Annotated in this window: 15 protein-coding genes; 3 read left to right on the forward strand and 12 right to left on the reverse strand. The window is 35.5% G+C overall.

The window, feature by feature from the left end:
• Positions 1-816 precede the first annotated feature (816 nt).
• The 3 genes from L0669_RS18670 to L0669_RS18680 are packed head-to-tail and all read right to left on the reverse strand — an operon-like array spanning position 817 to position 4,648.
• Complete coding sequence (locus L0669_RS18670) at positions 817-3,021, reverse strand: xanthine dehydrogenase family protein molybdopterin-binding subunit (RefSeq protein ID WP_263759327.1); 2,205 nt, start codon at positions 3,019-3,021, stop codon at positions 817-819.
• 8 nt (positions 3,022-3,029) lie between these two features.
• Entirely contained in the window at positions 3,030-4,010 is a 981-nt protein-coding gene (locus L0669_RS18675; RefSeq protein WP_263759328.1) for an FAD binding domain-containing protein, read from the reverse strand.
• Positions 4,007-4,648: a (2Fe-2S)-binding protein gene (locus L0669_RS18680; RefSeq protein WP_263759329.1), complete on the reverse strand. Its 642-nt coding sequence runs from the start codon at positions 4,646-4,648 to the stop codon at positions 4,007-4,009. The genes L0669_RS18675 and L0669_RS18680 overlap by 4 nt, the downstream gene beginning before the upstream one ends.
• A gap of 173 nt (positions 4,649-4,821) precedes the next feature.
• On the opposite strand from L0669_RS18680, the gene L0669_RS18685 reads away from it, so the two are divergent.
• The gene (locus L0669_RS18685; RefSeq protein ID WP_263759330.1) at positions 4,822-5,958 is read left to right on the forward strand and encodes a cysteine desulfurase family protein; all 1,137 of its coding nucleotides are present in this window, start codon (positions 4,822-4,824) and stop codon (positions 5,956-5,958) included.
• A 229-nt stretch (positions 5,959-6,187) separates the two neighbouring features.
• Here the strand turns inward: L0669_RS18685 and L0669_RS18690 are convergent, their stop codons facing one another.
• From L0669_RS18690 to L0669_RS18700, 3 genes are all read right to left on the reverse strand, one after another.
• A complete protein-coding gene (locus L0669_RS18690) occupies positions 6,188-6,778 on the reverse strand; it encodes a nucleotidyltransferase family protein (RefSeq protein ID WP_263759331.1) in 591 nt (196 codons plus the stop codon).
• On the reverse strand, positions 6,775-7,905 hold the full coding sequence (locus L0669_RS18695) for an XdhC family protein (protein ID WP_263759333.1): 1,131 nt from the start codon (positions 7,903-7,905) through the stop codon (positions 6,775-6,777). The genes L0669_RS18690 and L0669_RS18695 overlap by 4 nt, the downstream gene beginning before the upstream one ends.
• Positions 7,906-8,005: 100 nt before the next feature.
• Complete coding sequence (locus L0669_RS18700; protein ID WP_263759335.1) at positions 8,006-8,779, reverse strand: response regulator transcription factor; 774 nt, start codon at positions 8,777-8,779, stop codon at positions 8,006-8,008.
• A 103-nt stretch (positions 8,780-8,882) separates the two neighbouring features.
• On the opposite strand from L0669_RS18700, the gene L0669_RS18705 reads away from it, so the two are divergent.
• Positions 8,883-9,638: a DUF1349 domain-containing protein gene (locus L0669_RS18705; protein WP_173970095.1), complete on the forward strand. Its 756-nt coding sequence runs from the start codon at positions 8,883-8,885 to the stop codon at positions 9,636-9,638.
• Between the two features lie 72 nt (positions 9,639-9,710).
• On the opposite strand, the gene L0669_RS18710 is transcribed toward L0669_RS18705, so the two are convergent.
• The gene (locus tag L0669_RS18710; RefSeq protein WP_263759338.1) at positions 9,711-10,193 is read right to left on the reverse strand and encodes a copper resistance protein NlpE; all 483 of its coding nucleotides are present in this window, start codon (positions 10,191-10,193) and stop codon (positions 9,711-9,713) included.
• A 266-nt stretch (positions 10,194-10,459) separates the two neighbouring features.
• Between L0669_RS18710 and L0669_RS18715 the strand changes: the two genes are divergently transcribed.
• Positions 10,460-10,792 carry a YegP family protein gene (locus L0669_RS18715; protein WP_263759340.1) on the forward strand — a complete coding sequence of 111 codons (333 nt, stop codon included), beginning with the start codon at positions 10,460-10,462 and terminating at the stop codon, positions 10,790-10,792.
• A gap of 92 nt (positions 10,793-10,884) precedes the next feature.
• On the opposite strand, the gene L0669_RS18720 is transcribed toward L0669_RS18715, so the two are convergent.
• The 5 genes from L0669_RS18720 to L0669_RS18740 form a co-directional block, all read right to left on the reverse strand.
• Positions 10,885-11,217 carry a carboxypeptidase-like regulatory domain-containing protein gene (locus L0669_RS18720; protein WP_263759342.1) on the reverse strand — a complete coding sequence of 111 codons (333 nt, stop codon included), beginning with the start codon at positions 11,215-11,217 and terminating at the stop codon, positions 10,885-10,887.
• A gap of 165 nt (positions 11,218-11,382) precedes the next feature.
• Entirely contained in the window at positions 11,383-11,769 is a 387-nt protein-coding gene (locus L0669_RS18725; RefSeq protein ID WP_173970091.1) for a helix-turn-helix transcriptional regulator, read from the reverse strand.
• A 222-nt stretch (positions 11,770-11,991) separates the two neighbouring features.
• Positions 11,992-12,405 (reverse strand): hypothetical protein, encoded by a 414-nt coding sequence (locus L0669_RS18730; RefSeq protein ID WP_263759343.1) that lies wholly within the window; start codon positions 12,403-12,405, stop codon positions 11,992-11,994.
• A gap of 348 nt (positions 12,406-12,753) precedes the next feature.
• Positions 12,754-14,688, reverse strand: a complete 1,935-nt coding sequence (locus tag L0669_RS18735; protein WP_263759344.1) for a glycoside hydrolase family 43 protein — start codon at positions 14,686-14,688, stop codon at positions 12,754-12,756.
• Positions 14,688-16,058: a glycoside hydrolase family 27 protein gene (locus L0669_RS18740; RefSeq protein ID WP_263759345.1), complete on the reverse strand. Its 1,371-nt coding sequence runs from the start codon at positions 16,056-16,058 to the stop codon at positions 14,688-14,690. Before L0669_RS18740 ends, L0669_RS18735 begins: the two co-directional genes overlap by 1 nt.
• Between the last annotated feature and the right edge of the window lie 215 nt (positions 16,059-16,273).

The following is a 16,273-nucleotide window of genomic DNA, read 5'->3' on the forward strand; positions in this document are numbered from 1 at the left end:
TACGATAAAATAATATCTATAAATATTTCGTCCCGCTGGGACTTTATCGAAAATCTTGAAATCTCAAATAACATAGCCTGTGGTTTCAACCGCAGTGACACAGGATTCGCTACGAATTGTTTTTTGATTGAGTTCCCGTGGTTGAAACCACGGGCTATGTTTGAAATGGGTACAAAATAAGCTCCATCGGAGCGATATATTTATAGAACCAAAATCTACCATTTGAAAACGAAGCTCCAGCGGAGCGACATATATTTCACCCCTACGGGGCTTTTTTGCATTTGATAAAATAATATCTATAAATATTTCATCCCGCTGGGACTTGGTCGAAAATCTTGAAATTTCAAATAACATAGCCTGTGGTTTTAACCACATGGACATGGGATTGGCTACGGATTGTTTTTGGATTGCGTTCCCGTGGTTCAAACGATAGGATGCAGATTGTTTTCTTTTGATTGTATTCCCGTGGTTGAAACCACGGGCTATGTTTGAAATGGTTAGAAAATAAGCTCCAGAGGAGCGATATATTTATAGAACCAAAATGTATAATTTAAAAATGAAGCTCCAGCTGAGCGACATATATTTCACTCCTACGGGGCTTTTTTGCATTTGATAAAATAATATCTATAAATATTTCGTCTCGCTGGGACTTGGTCGAAAATCTTGAAATCTCAAATAACATAGCCTGTGGTTTCAACCACAGGGATATGGGATTGGATACGAATTGTTTTTTGATTGTGTCCCCGTGGTTGAAACCACGGGCTATGTTTGAAATTGATAAAAAAAGGGAAACATTTTAATATCTCCCTTTTTGTTTTAAACCTTTACGGTTTCTATAATTTTATCCAGCGTAATGGGTAAATCTCGTACCCGTTTTCCGGTTGCGTTAAAAACGGCATTGGCGATTGCCGGAGCCATTCCTACTAGAGCGGTTTCTCCGAGTCCTTTTGTTCCCATTGGGTTACTGATTGGGTCTTTTTTATTGACGAAGAATACTTCTTGCTTTTCAATATCAGCATTCACAGGAACATGATAATCGGCAAAATTATTGTTAATTGGACGCCCAAATCTGTGATCGATTTCAAGAGATTCCATCAATCCCATTCCGATTCCTCCAACTGCTCCACCGAACATTTGTCCTGCCGAAGTCTTTTGGTTGATTACGGTTCCGATATCTGCACAGGAAACCACATGTGCGAGTCTGATTTTTCCAAGATTTGGATTAATTAAGACTTTTACAAAGTGCACTGAGAAAGAATAAATCGAATATTTTTTTGCCTCTTCTGTAGCCTTAGATTGATTTTCTATTGCTAGCTCTTCTAGTTTATTAGCATTCAATACTTCAACTAAAGAAATACTTTTCGAACTGTCTTTTTTTGAGGTTACTGAACCATTTATAAAAGCCAAATCAGCAATTGGTATATTTTTTAATGCATCTGTTTTACTCGCCAGTTCAATAGCTTTTGTTACTAACAACTGGCAAGAGTCGTTTACGGCTGATCCTACAGAAGATGTAGTTGCCGAACCTCCTTGGGTTGGTCCTTTTGCAAGACCGCTTTTTCCCATTTCGATAATAATATTTTCAGTCGAAACTCCGGTTACATCGGCGCCAATTGCGGTCATCATGGTTGCTGTTCCTGGCCCCATATCGTTTACGCTGCATTGCAAAACTAAAGTACCATTGGTTAAAAATTTTGCTTTTACAGAAGTAGGACTTCTATAGCAGCCAAAAGTTCCGGTTCCCATTCCGTAACCTACAAGCCATTCGCCTTCACGAACAGATCCGGGTTTGTTTTTACGGTTTTTCCAGCCAATGCGTTCCATTCCACCCTCGTAACATTCTAAAAGATATTTGCTGCTCCAGGGCTTGTTTTGTTCCAGATCTTTTTCGGCATAATTTAGTTTACGAAATTCAATTGGATCCATGTTTAGTTTATGGGCCAATTCGTCCATCGCGCTTTCTAATGCAAAAGAACCTGTTGCTTCTCCCGGGCCACGCATCCAGATTGGTGTACAAGTATCTAAAGGAACAATTCTGTAACGTGTCGAAACATTGGCACAATCATAAATAAATCGGGACATGTTTACAGTTCCTTCCATAAAATCCTCATAACTCGAAGTCATAGCCACGGCTTCATGTGTTAATCCGGTGAGTTTGCCTTCTTTCGTTGCACCAAGTCCCATTTTTTGAATCGTATAAGGTCTAAAACCTACATTGGTAAACATTTGTTCTCTGTGCAAAACTAATTTTACCGGACGATTTAATTTTTTAGCACCAATAAGAGCTGCAATTTCATAAGGCCACGTATGTAGTCCCATCCCGAAAGCACCTCCTAAATATTCTGAATTTACTGCAACATCTGCGGCAGGAATCCCGAATACCTCGCCAACGCTTTTTCGGGTTCCTTCTACCCCCTGGCTTTTAGTATAAAGTGTGGGTTTATTTCCTTCCCATTTGGCAATAATATTAGCCAGTTCCATTGGGTTATGAACCTCGGTTGGTATGGTATATTCTTCTTCAAGAATTACTTCTGCATTTTTATATCCATCCTCAACACCACGGTGATAATCATTTCCTTTATCTCCCTCTTTTTTCTTTTCTTTATCTTTGGCTTTATTAAGATCTGTTGAATGATCTTCTTTTAAATATTGGGCTTTAATAAGACTCGCCGCATATTGCATACGCTCGAAAGTATCTGCTATTACAAGCGCAATGGGCTGATCATAATAAAGTATAGTATCATCTTTGAAAACCTGAAGCGGTTGTCCAAAATTATGTTTGTCTTTTGCTTTTTGATATCCGGCCGGCTTATCTACATTAAGATGTGTGATAACAGCTAAAACTCCCGGCGCCCATTCGGCTTTTTTAGTGTCAATACTTTTAATTCTTCCTTTCGCAATTGTACTTCCTACCAGACATGCATAGGCAACACCCGGCGTTTTATATTCGGCTGAATACGTTGCTGAGCCTGTAACTTTAGCAAATCCGTCAACTCTATTTATATTACTTGTCTTGCTCATAATTCAAATTATTTAGATGCTGCTATCGTTAATGCTTCTGTAATTGCATTTGGCCCCAGTGTTAATTTAAAATCATTATCACCGTAACTTCTTGCACCATGCATGGCTAAATCAGCTGCCTGCCTGAATGTAGTTTCAGAAACTGTTTTTCCTTTCAAAAATTCTTCTGCCTCTGTAAGTCGCCATGGTTTATGCGCTACGCCTCCCATTGCAAGCCTTGCATCTTTAATTGTATTATTTTGAATATCCAAACCAACTGCTACAGATATTAATGCAAAGGCATAACTGGTTCTGTCGCGCACTTTTAGATAATGACTGTGCTTTGAAAAATTATTATTTGGAATTTCAACTGAAGTAATGATCTCTTTATTTTCAAGTGTATTATCTTTTTCGGGCATGTTACCTGGAAGTCTATGAAAATCAGTAAATTTAATTTCTCTTTTACCTTTTGGGCCTTCAACAAAAACGGTAGCATCTAAAGCAGCAAGTGCTACACACATATCACTTGGATGTACTGCAATACAACTGTCTGAAGCGCCAAAAATAGCATGCATTCTATTCGATCCGCCAATAGCTCCACAGCCACTTTTAGGATTGCGTTTATTGCAGGGCATATCAGTATTATAAAAATACGAACAACGTGTACGTTGTAACATATTTCCACCTACACTCGCCATATGTCTAATTTGCTGGGATGCACCAGCAGCAAGTGCTAATGCCAGTAAAGGATATTTTTCCTGTATTATTTTATCTTCGGCAACCTGACTGTTTTTGGTTAAAGCACCTATTGAAACTTTTCCTGTCAGGAATTCTATTTGTTTTAAATCGAGTCCATTGATATCAATAAGTTTATCCGGAGCGACAACATTCTTTTTCATCAAATCGACAAGATTGGTTCCGCCGGCAATAAACATGGCTGAACTTTCTTTAGCAAGAGTAGTTACTGCAGATTTTGATGATAGTGTTCTTATGATCTGAAAGTTTTTCATAATGGCATCCCTCCTTCCTTAACTTCTGTAATGGCATCGACGATATTATGATAAGCCCCACATCTGCAGATATTACCGCTCATATATTCCCTAATTTCATCTCTGCTATTGGCGTGACCTTCTTTGATACAGGCAATACCTGACATAATTTGTCCGGGTGTACAATAGCCACATTGAAAACCATCATTTTTAATGAAAGCTTCCTGCATGGGATGTAGTTTTTTTCCTTTTGAAAGTCCCTCGATAGTGGTTACCTGAGCATTTTGCTGCATGGATGCCAAGGATAAGCAAGAAAGTATTCTGGTGCCATTAACATGAACAGTACAAGCACCGCATTGTCCGTGATCGCAGCCTTTTTTAGTTCCGGTGAGCAACAATTGTTCTCTTAATAAATCCAGCAGCGTGGTTCTGGGCTCTATATTTAGATTGTGTTTTACGCCATTTACTTCAAGCGATAACGGAACGGTCTCTAAATATTCTGCAATTTTTTCATCCCATTTATTATCAGAAGCCATCACCAATGAAGGCGGAGTCAAAGCAAGCGCAGTAAATAAACCAGATTTTTTTATAAAATCACGTCTCGAAGAACCAGATTCTTCTTCTACCGCTTTGTTTTTAATTGTTCTTTTGGCAGCCATGCATACTGTTTTTGAAATTAGTAAAATCTAATGTTACTCCTAACAAATTTAAGAATCCTATGTGATAAAAAATTACAAAATTCACATAAACACTGTTTTAAACACAATTTAGAATCATTAAAAAATCAGATTAAATTACTAAGTTGTATTTTTACTTTGTTAAGAATTAAAAAATGTCCCAACAGCTCAATATTTACCTCGATAATAACGCTACTACTCTACTTAATGAACGTGTGCTTAAGGTTATGCTTCCTTATTTTACTGATTCTTATGCCAATGCTAGCAGCAGTCATTTGGCAGGACTAACGATAAATGAAGCTGTCGAAAATGCTGCATGGCAAACTGCCGACCTGATTGGAGCAACTCCGGAGGAAATTATTTTTACTTCTGGCGCAACCGAATCAATAAATCTGGCTGTAAAAGGGCTTGTTAATCAAAGCAAAAAACATATCGTAACTGTTCGTACAGAACATAGAGCGGCTCTCGATACCTGCCAATATATGGAAAGTATCGGCTTTAAAGTTACTTACCTACCTGTTGATTCTGAAGGTATTTTGGATATTGATCTTCTAAATGAATCTATTACAGATGAGACTTTAATGGTTATTGTAATGATGGTAAATAATGAAATTGGCGTGATTCAGGATATTCAGGCAATAGCAGAAATAGTACACGCTAAAAATGCCTATTTTATGTGTGATGCTACTCAGGCTATCGGGAAAATAGCTGTTGATGTAGAAAAGCTGGGAATTGATCTTCTCGCTCTTTCGGCACATAAATTTTACGGCCCCAAAGGTATAGGCGCTTTATATCTTTCCGCGAAAGCGAAAATAAAATTAGCACCTCAACTACATGGCGGAGGGCAACAACGAAAATTACGCAGCGGAACGCTAAATGTTCCTGCAATTATTGGACTTGGAAAAGCTTGTGAAATTGCCAAAGCTGAAATGGAAACAGATCATAAGAGAATAAAAACACTTAGAAATCGTCTTGAAAAATCTTTATTAGAAATTGAAGGATCTTTTGTAAATGGAAACATAGAAAACCGCCTATACAATACATCGAATATTTGCTTTCCAGGAGTAAATTCGGAAAGTTTGATTCTGGCTTTGCAACATATTTCGGTTTCTAATGGTTCGTCATGTTCTGCCGTTACTTCTGAACCTTCGCATGTATTAAAAGCCTTGGGATTATCTGATGAAAATGCCTTGAGTTCGATTCGTTTTAGTTTAGGGAAATTTACAACTGAGGAAGAAATTTTACTTACAATTGATAGGGTTTCTGATTTGGTACGACAACTAAGATTATAGTTTTTTTTTGCCACGAAGACACTAAGGCACTAAGCTTTTTATGGTTAATGGTTTCTCGCAAAGTCGCGAAGTCGCAAAGTTTCTTTTTTTAAGAAGCTCCTGCGGAGCGTAATATTTATAGCTAATAATTCGACAATTGAAAAAAAGCTCCAGCGGAGCGACATATTTTTTACTACGAAGAAATTCCTTTTCCCTCTGAACCTATGTCCCTTTGCCTCTTTGAACCTCCTCAAAAAATAAGCCTATTATAATCCTCCATAGTATCAATATCGATAGCTCCATTTTCGAAAGGAATTGCAGTCGTATCATCTAAAAATTTATTGATGATTTTCTTTGCACCTTCCTGCCCTTTTAGTTCCAGCAATTCGTTGAAATATTTTTTATAGAAAAGTACCGGAGTTCCTAGGGTTCCTGAATATGCAGAGGCTATAATTCCTTTTTCTGTTTTTTGATGTTCGTTTATTAAATTCTCAAAGACAATATTGGTAATAAAGGGCTGATCACAAACGGTAAAAATGATTTTTTGAATGTCGGGATATAAGCGTAACAATTCTTTAAAACCTTTTGTTATAGAAGAGGACATTCCCAACTCCCAATCAGGATTATGGATTGTTTTTATTTCGGGATTGGTAATTTCTTTTTCGATCAATTCGTGATTGGATCCTGTAACAACAATTATTGTAGTATTTGCTACTTGAGAAGCTTGTGAAATGGTATTTTTTAAAAGTGAGGTATTTTTATACGAAAGCAATTGTTTGGGTTGTCCTAATCTTGAAGAACTTCCTGCTGCTAAAACAACAATTCCTGTTATTGCATTCATATTAAGCAAGATGTATTGGTTGTACTATGTATTTTTTCTGTTTTATATTTTAATGAAATCCCCTGCTTGCCGCTCATCACTGCTTTAATTTCGGCCACAATTGATAATGCAATTTCTTCAGATGTTTCTGCTCCCAAATCAAGTCCTATTGGACCATAAATGTTATTTAGTTTTTCATTTGTCAATTGTATTCCTTCATTATTCAGATCATCAAGCATACGATTGAATTTTGTTTTGGGGCCTAAAATTCCAATATAGTTACAATTGGTATTTGCGAGAAGTTTTAAAACTGCCAGATCGTATTTATAATTGTGCGTGATCAGGACAAAGTAAGTCTGTTCATCGATTATTATATTTTCTAATAATTGTTCCGGTTTTACAACAAGTACCTGTTTGGCTTCGGGAAATCTCTTTTTTGTGGCATGAGTGGCGCGGCCTTCGCCAATGGTAATTTCCCAACCTAATAAAGAAGCCATTTTTACCAATGGCTGAACGTCATTTCCTGCTCCAACAATAATAAGAGAAACGGGAGGATTGATATAATCTGCCAAAACCTCATTCTCGTGTTCATCCAGAAGCTTTTTTACTAAAGTTGTCTTGGTACTCAACGCTTCTTTTGCATCTTCGAGAATATCAGGTAAAGTATTATTACCGTAGATGGGTGTTTCGTTTTCTCTGTAAAACAATACGGTTCCTGTTTGAGTGGCTTGTCTTTTTAATGAAAAAACGGTTGCTACGACAGCATCTTTACGTTGCAGTTCTAATTGCTGCAAAAGTTGGATAGGATTATTCACCACCTCATCATCGATGTATTCAAAAAGGATATGTACAATTCCGTTGCATCCCAATTGCAAACCTACTTCGCTATCATCTTCATTACTTGTATTATAAGTAATGAGTTTGTTTTGTTGCTGATGGATTGAAAGAAGGGCTTTTCGCAGGGCATCGCCTTCTAAACAGCCTCCGCTTATGGCTCCTGTAAGCAAACCATCTTCGGTAACGAGCATACGTGCTCCCGGCTGACGGTACGAAGAACCTTCGACCTTTACCACGGTGGCAAGTGCTGTCTTTTTTCCTGCAGCTTTGGCCTGGGAATGTGCTTTTAGAATCTCGCTTATTTCTTTCATATTAATAAATCCTGCTAAACAAAAATAGAGAATTATTTTTTTGCCGGAGATTTAAAGGTTCTAAAGTATTAACTCAAAAAAAATATTTTTAATCTTGACCTTAAATAGAAATAATTCCCATTACCATAGCCGTTTTTACCGCTTCGGTGGTATTGGCTACTTTCATTTTTTCGATTATGTTTTGTCTGTGGCGACGTACGGTGTAAACTGAAATATTCAGCTGACTGGCAATTTGAGCACTATTACTTCCTTTTGCTACCAATGTCAGGATTTCGAGTTCTCGTTTTGAAAGCAGGTTTTGCTGGTAATGTTTGTATTCTTCGGTTGCGATAATCTCTCCGGTTTCGATATTTACAATTTTTCCGTCGATGCCTAATCGGGGCTGAATATCTGCTGATGGTGCGTAAAGACATAATGCGAGCCAGACGCTCCCGTTACTAAAGCTTTTAAGATAAATAGTCCTGTGATTGATATAAGCACAATTCTCTAATGTATTTTGAGTCCGAATGCGGCTTGAAGTACTGTATTTATGACTGACCTGATAAGGTAATGTTTTTAGATATTGAAAGTAGTTGAGTTCTAAAATGTGGCGCTCGACTAAATCGTCAGGATGGATTTTCGTGAAAATACATTCTTCGAAAGCAGAATCGATTACGGAGTTTTCTGCTGGTAAACCAAATACTTTTCCGAAATTACCGGCATAGATATAACTGCAATCGGCCTGAAAATCGGATAAAACCGCCACGCACTGATCAAGGCTTACATAACCTGCTACTAATTTTTTGAATGTTTCTATATCATTGCATTCTTCTATCGAAAATGTTTGTTCTAATAAAGTGGCTGATAATTGATTCTCGACGGATACATTTGACATAAACGGAATTAAAAATGGTTAATTTTACGTATTGTGGCTTCTGGTAAGCAATGGTATTTTTGATGAACTAAAATATAATTTTCTATTTAAAAAAAAGCACTTTATGAAATCAAAATTTTATGTTTTCTGCATTTTATCCGGATTGACTTTGTTATCGGCTTGCGGAAACAATAACTCAAAAGAAGTATCAGAAGCAACTTCAACAAACAACAAAAAAATCGATTCTGCCTTTGTAAACGGTAGTCCCTGCGATATTAAACTTCCTACTATTCATTTTACAAAATCTATTAATGGCGCTGATACTTTGGCGAAAGCCGATGCGAATGGCAAAGTAATTTTCCGCGCAGGCGAAAAGAAAGATTATTTTTCAGATCCTAATGGTGAATTGTCCAACAATACTGCTCCTATCCTGCTTTCGAAAGTCGATAATACTAAGCCTTTTACTTTAATAGCCAAAGTAACGCCTGAGTTTACAGAGAAAGGATTGTACAATGCGGGTGTTTTATATATTTATGTGAATGATAACTTCTATCAAAAGTTTTGTTTTGAACAGGACGAGCGCGGCAATCATCGTGTGGTAACGGTGCGCACGATTGGAACTTCGGACGATAACAATCATGATGTTGTTAAAAATCCAACGATTTATATGAAAATATCATCTGATACCCGTACGGTGGCCAGCTATTATTCTTTGGATAAAAAAAACTGGCAAATGGTTCGTTTGTACAAAAACAATTATCCTAAAACAATCTGGATGGGAATTAGTACACAATGTCCGGTCGATAAAGGAACACAAAGTATTTTTGAAGAGATTACACTGGATCAAAAAAGTGTTACCGATTTTAGACTGGGGAATTAATAAAAAAACAAAAAGAGTTAAAGTGTTTACAGCAAACCTTTAACTCTTTTTTTATAGCTAAAAAAGATATTTTTATTCATTTAACGTTAAAAAATACTTCAACTTAGATTTTATTCTTTCGCGCTTATTATTGAGCAAATATATAGTATCCGGATCTTTTGATGAATAGCCATAAAATACCTGATTTGCTTCTGGCTTATCATAATTAAGGATATAAATTGTTCCGTCGGGATCTTTTTCTAATCCTCTTTCGAGATTGTAATTTCCTGTTACTACGAATTTATTATTAGGTTCTTTGCCTTTATAAATGCTTGTTAATTCGAATGTATGGCCTTCTATTGTGCCATCACCCTGATAAATTTTCAAGATTGTTTCGATTCCTTCACAATCTGCGCAAGGCAATACACCTTCATATACCATTACCTGTCCCACTACACTTTCTGTACTTTCATTATCAACGTTTTCTAATGGTCCCTGAATGTTTTCTTCTTTTTTATTCGAATTACAGGACAGTGACAGAAAGGTAACAACTAACAACAATACTAACTTTTTCATGACATTATAGTTTAAAAAAAAGTAAATATAAGATTTTTCCTGTATTTAATTATGTTGTATACTATTAATTTGTAAAGACAGAAATCAACAAAGAGAACCTTTAAGGCAATTCTTTTTAATAAAATTTTACTTTGAAATTATGAATCACAAGGACTTTTAATTTTCTGTTAATCAATGATTATTTTTTGTATTTGTATGATTTATATGATCAAGTTTTGTATTTTTATCTAAAGCAAATAAATAATATTTAACTAAAATAAAACTACATGGGAAAATTTGTAATTACTAAAAGAACCAATGGTGAATTCCAATTTAATTTAAAAGCAGGTAATGGCCAGACTATTTTAACCAGCGAAGGTTATACTACAAAAGCAGCTTGTTTAAACGGAATTGAATCTGTAAAAACAAACTCTAAGGATGATTCTAAATTTGATAAGCTGGAATCGAAAAGCGGAAAACCGTATTTTAATCTGAAAGCCAGCAATGGTCAGATTATTGGATCAAGCGAAATGTATGAAAGTACAAGTGCGAGAGATAACGGAATTGCATCAGTAAAAACAAATGCTCCTGACGCAACTACAGACGATCAAACAGTATAATAAAATTTTATAAAAATAGAAAAAACGGGGTTATGCGACCCCGTTTTTTTTATGACTATACTTAGGCTTTTCAAACTTCAGAACTTTCTCTTTTAATGAGAAAGATCGCTATCCTTGTCGAACAAATAAATCCTTACATTCCTAAGGTTCTTTTTTGAAAATACGCCAAGAGAATCCGGTTTTCGGTCGACTATTTTTGTGGCGTAACCTTCTTTTCTTAATACTATTTTACAGATTTTATTGGGTTTTACCTGTATGCTAAAATACCCTGAACTGTCTGTTTCAGTTTGATTTCCGTTGCTGTCTATTTGTACGTTTTTAATGGGATGTTCTGTATCATAATCGTAGACATAACCGGAAAAAGTATTGGTAGTGCAACTACAGATTAGCAATACGAAAAGCATTAGGCTTATTTTTGATTTCATTTCTTAAAAAAATATTCCCACCAAATTATATTGGTTTTATAGAATACACAATACCCACTTTTAGTGATTTTTTTAAAGTTTGAAAAAATAAAAAAGGGTGTCTGAAAATTTCATACACCCTTTGGTAAAATAAATTGATATAGTAAAGCGATAGTTACAGGTCCTTCAAATTTGTCCGAAACGATCTTTGTAACGGCATAGTTCTTCTTCTGTTTTAAGTAATAATTTCTCCAGAAGCTTTATTTTATCTTCGTACAACCCTTTAAGAGCAGCACTATTATCTGAGTTAATCTGAATACTTCCGTTGTTATTGCCTCTAACTTTATTGACATTGTTAAAATATCTCTGACTGTCAAAGCTAATAACATCTTCTACGCTAACTTCGAGAATACGGGCGATTTCGACCAATTTTACATAGGAAAGAATGGTTTTTCCTTTTTCAATTTTGCTATAACCTGCCTGTGTAACTCCTAGTTGATCCGCCATATATTCCTGGGTATAATTTTTTAATTCTCTAATGCTTTTTATTTTATTTTTTATCGAAGTGGTCATAATTTTATTGGGGGTATTTTGTATAGCTAAAACTGACCGTTATTAAACTTTTAGTATTACAGCTATACTTTAAGGTTTAATTTCATACTACCACAATAGTAGGTTAATGTAATAGTGTGTGTTCATTTTTTTTTAGTTGTAATAAAGAAACCATATAGGATAGCCGCTGCCATTAAAACTAAATCGTAAAGGGAAATTCCTGATATTATCATTGTTTTAGTTTTATTGGTTCTTTTTTGTTTTCTGTAATAATCGGTTGAAATTGAGATTTAAAAAATGATCAATCTGTTTTCCTATTACAGAACGATCTAAACCATCGATTTTTACCTTGGTTTCTTTTTTATAAATATCTCTCACAATGACATAATATTCGAATTCGATGTCATTGTGAAATCTCAAAATAATAAGAATTGTATAGACTAATAAGGTAGGTCCTATGTAATACAACTCAGATAAATTAGAGAAAACCATGCAATAATAAGCCAAAGCTGTTACTGCAATAAAAGCGCAATTTTCAAGAAGGTAAGTCTTCTTTTTTTTGAGTAAGCCAAGTTCTACAATCTCATTATAGCTGTACTGCCATCGATTAGATCCATATTGGAATTGAACTTGGTCATGAGTAAGGGTAAAGAACATAATAATTTGGGGGATTATTTAAAAAAAACATGTATTTATTGTAGTAAAGAATTACGGGAAACAGTTTAAAAAAACGATTTAGTATAATTATTTTAAAACAATATTCTTCTCCGCAATATTACGCATTATCTCGTTTTTTTTTCTTACAAACCCTCTTATAGAATATAACTAAAAGTTGTAATTAAATCTAAATTGTAAATTTTTACTTCGAATTAGCTACTCTTGGGCTACTATTTAGTTTATAAAAACTTTTTCTTATCCTACCTGTTTTTGAAGCGGATATAAAAAAAATAAGGACTATTTCTATCGAAAGAAATAGTCCTTACTGACCAAAATTAATATGTAAAATTATTTTATTGACTTTATGCCCAAATGAGTTGGCAGTACCTGTTTAATAGTCCCATCCTGATTAAACTCTAGCTTGTCGATGCAAACTTCACGATGAAAACCGCCCGCATCTCCCATTTTTATTCCTGTTGGATATGAAAATCGGTGGTAAACAATGTACCATTCGTCTTTATTTGGAATTTGCAAAACCGAATTATGTCCTGTTGCATAAATTCCCTCGGCCGGATTTCCTTGTATGACGATATTGTTTTTCGGGATTTCTATTGGTCCTAATGGCGACTTAGCCACTCCGTATCTCACTTTATAATTTGGGCTTCTCGTATCGTCTTCACTCCACAAGAAATAGTACTGTCCGTTTCGGTACATTACATAAGTTCCTTCTCTGTAAGTGTTGTCTACCTGAATAATTTTAGTAGTTCCTTTTTTAAGCGAAATCATATCGGCATTCAATTCGGCTACAGCCATATATCCGTTGCCCCAATACAAATAACTTTTGCCCGTTTTAGGATCTGTAAAAACATCAGGATCAATTTCCTGTCCGTCTTTTACACCTTCCGGCCTTGTGCTGACTAAAGCTTTTCCGCTATCTTTAAAAGGTCCTGTTGGATTGTCTGATGAAGCAACACCTACTTTTTGAGCCGCCGTGAAATAATAGAAATACTGGTATTTTCCTTTGATCTTTTTCTCTACAATACAAGGTGCCCAGGCATTTCTGTTGGCCCAGCTTACATCTTTTCTAAGATCTACAATAATACCTTCGTCTTTCCAGTCAATTAAATTATCTGATGAAAAGGTTTTAAAATAATTACCTGACCATCCATCGAATCCGTCACTTGTTGGATAGATGTAATATTTCTTAGTTTTATTTGAATATAAAATCTCAGGATCAGCATAATAACCTTCTAGAACGGGATTATTATTTATTTTCGGAAATTTTTCAGGCATTCCCCATTTTGAAATTAATCTCTTTAATTCAGAACGCGTAATAGGCAAAATAGTTCCGTGACGCGGATTAAAATCCATCGAAATATCATTATCGATTACCGTAAAATGTTCTAAATCTTTGGTTTTAGTAAACTGATATTTTCCTTTGGTGTAAACATCATACATCAGGATATAATCATCAGAATTGTTGAGTTTGAAAACGCTTGAGCCTTCTACTCCATCCTGGGTTTGTTGCAAATAATTGTCGTTTTCTACCCATTTCCCTGAAGTTAAATCTGTTGTTGTCGCCACTTTTATGCCTGCTTTTCCTCCTTCGGTTTTATAGAAAAGATGATAAACACCATCTTTTTCTATAATGTCGCCGTCAATACAAGCGCGCTCTGATTTTGGTACAAACAATAATTTTGGAGCGCTTTCAAGAGCCGTGAAATCCTTATTCGCGTAAGCGTAATAAATTTTATCCGGACCTCCTGCATATTGCAAACTAAAGTACACTAAATATTTTCCTGCTTTAGCATCATAAATAGTTTGCGGTGCCCAAACACGTTTCAGGTTTTCATTTCCCGGAAAAGTAGTTTGAATGTTTACTACGTTGCTTTCCCATTTTACCAAATCGGTACTTTTCAATAAAATCATGGCGCGATTACTGTCCCAGCCTTTAGACGAAGTCATATCCGTCAAAACCATATAAAATGTTTTGCCATCATCGCCACGTAAAATATGGGGATCACGAACTCCTCCGGTTGAACTAATCGTTTTACTATCGATCACAGGTTTGTTATTATTTAAATGGTAATAATGATAACCATCTGCACTTATCGCATATCGCACAGCTTCTTCTTCAACGGAATTTCCTGTAAAGTACACAAACAAATAAGCGGTTAAATCTTTATCGGCAATTACTGGCGGAGTTCCTTTTGGAGTATTCTGGGCTTGTAAAAAAGAAAATAACATTAAAAATAATACAAGACTAAAATGTGTTTTTCTCATTATTTTTTTGCTTTTAATTGATACAAAACTGAACTATGCGGTTTTAAAGTTGATGAAATTGCTGTTGATGAAACGGCTGATTTCTCGCCTGTCCATAAATTAGTCGCCTGAGCCGAACCTGAAATTCCAAGATCTGATAAATCTACTGAAATCGTTTCTGTTGCTGTATCAGAAATATTAAACAATGCCAAATAAACACTTCCGTCTTTCGGATTTTTTGAGGTTACCGCGATTTTACCGTCTTTCTGGAAAAGTTGTTTTACATCAGTACTTTCGTTATGCATCTTTACCACTTCTTTATTCGTTAATAATGATAATGTAAAGGCATCATTACTTGGTAAATCCCCACCAAAAAACAACGGCGATTTAAAAATATTGAAGAAAGTAATTAAGGTATATTGTTCGTCTTTTGTCAATCGCGACATTCTGTCTTCGCCACGTTCTCCTCTTAAAGAAATACGTCCAAGCGGAATCATATCACAATCTGGCCATGTTCCCGGCGCAATGTACGGATACCATTTTTCGCTTACTTTCATTAAGTGTGTAATGTGTGGCCATGTATCCCAAACATCATCTACCATTCTCCACATATTCGCGTGAGTGGTTACGTGCGGTGCGGCTTCGATTGGTGTTTCTCCAGGCGAAGTGCTCAATACAATTTTACGTCCGCATTTATCGATTGCATTTCTAATTAAGTTAATTTCTCCTTCGTGATAAGGTCTTGATAAATCATCAATTTTAATAAAATCTACACCCCATTGTGCATACAATTCAAATAACGAATCGTAATATTCCTGTGCTCCGGGTTTGTCTGCAACAACGGTATAATTGTCTTTTAACCATTCGCATTGCAATGCTGTCGAATAAATCTGATCGGCCGTAATTCCGTTTGTACCTTTTATTGGCAATTTGTCTTCAACGGCTTTTTTAGGAATTCCGCGCATAATATGAATCCCGAATTTTAATCCTTTTTTATGGATGTAATCAGCCAAAGGTTTAAATCCTTGTCCGTCTTTTGCAGATGGAAAACGATTTAAAGCCGGCAAATATCTTCCGTATTGATCGATTACATAACGCGGATCTGTTTGATTGTATCCTCCTGCTTTGTCATTTTCTACAAACCATCTAATGTCTACGACCACATATTCCCAACCAAATTTTTTCAGGTTTTTTACCATATAATCGGCGTTGGCTTTTACTTCGTGTTCTTCTACTGTAGAACCGTAGCAATCCCAGCTATTCCAACCCATTGGAGGCGTTTGTGCCCATTGTTTGAATTCGTCTTTTTTGAAAGTTGTTGTTTGTGCATTCGTAGCAACTGATGCTAAAACAACGCCTATTGCCAGAGCAATTGTATTTTTTATCTTCATTTTATTTTAAATAAATGTGAATATTACATTTTAAATATAATAAACTTTTTTATATCTGTATTAAAAATTAGACCTGACCGGTTTTAAAACTTGTCAGGTCTCTGTTGACGATCTTTAGGTGTCAATTTATTTTGCCACAGATTAAAAAGATTACAATGATTTTTAATCTGTTTTATTAGCTCCTGCGGAGCGATATATCTATAAATATCTCGTTC

It is taken from the genome of Flavobacterium bizetiae, assembly GCF_024271895.1.
Taxonomy (GTDB): domain Bacteria; phylum Bacteroidota; class Bacteroidia; order Flavobacteriales; family Flavobacteriaceae; genus Flavobacterium; species Flavobacterium bizetiae.